This window comes from Vibrio sp. Vb1574, from assembly GCF_033338675.1.
In genome coordinates, this window is the sequence record NZ_JAWOTC010000430.1 from 1 (window position 1) to 1,069 (window position 1,069).

Sequence of the window (1,069 nt, forward strand, 5' to 3'; positions counted from 1 at the left end):
GGCATACCGAATCCGCATTTGATCACTTCAATACAGCCCATCAAGAACTCTTGATTCAGACCTTCATGATAGCGAACACTCAAGTTCGGTTGCGTGGAACGTAGCTGACCACAGGACTCTAAAATCGCCCAAGATAGCGGATTTACGGCATCTTCAGGTTCTCCATTCTCATTCAGCTTTTGGCCACCGATACAGACATTTTGATACAGAGGAGAACCTGCCGATGCTTTTGAGTGCGCACCAGAGCGAATCTTGTTTACTTCAAGCAATTTCAACCAACAGCTTTGCAATAACTCAAGGGCGAACGCTTTGTTCATCGTGCCACTTTCAAGATCACGCACGTAGTAGTCGTTTAGGAACTGGTCCATCCGACCGAATGAAACAGAGTGGCCATTCGATTCAATTTGCAACATCAACTGCACAAAATAGCTCAGTTGCAGAGCTTGCCAGAAGTTGGTTGGCGCATGGAAAGCCACATGACGACAGTTTTCTGCGATTGTCTCCAGTTCCGCTTTCCTCTCTGGTCGAGTTTCGTTTTGTGCCATTTCCAGAGCGAGATCGGCGTAACTCACCATGTGTTCCTGAATCGCAAGCAAGACAATTTCGACGGACTTATAAAACTGCTCTTTCTTCAACCCTTCATACGTCGACATGTCGTTATTAGCGCGATGCTGACGAACCTCATCCAGCAGACCGTTCATACCGATCTTCAGGATTTTTTCGTTATCCACTGCAAGGTGCGCGTCGCCCGAAGTCATGTTGCCCTCGGCTTTAATGATGGTGCTGGCTAAGATCTCTTGCTGCTCGTCGGTAAAGAGTCCATAGCAGCGATCTTGAACCGTTTTACCGCGCCAGTATGGCGTAATGGCGTGAATGCTTTGTTTGTCTTCTTCACTTACCGCAAAACCAGCCCCTGGTCGGTCGGCCAGTTCGTCGATTTCCGCTTCAATCCAACGCACCGTGTATTCAGGGAAGATCGGCGCAGCGCGTACTTTGCTCGCTTGGTTGCCTACAATCAGCTCGTCGTGCTTAATCCAAATGGTACGAGTGCGTAAGTGCTCTTGTAGCG

1 protein-coding gene is annotated in these 1,069 nt (G+C 48.7%); it reads right to left on the minus strand.

The genetic code is table 11. The features are described 5' to 3' along the window. Window positions 1-1,069: pyruvate formate lyase family protein (locus tag R7O12_RS26655; protein ID WP_318127083.1), on the minus strand; the 1,069-nt coding region annotated here is incomplete at both ends.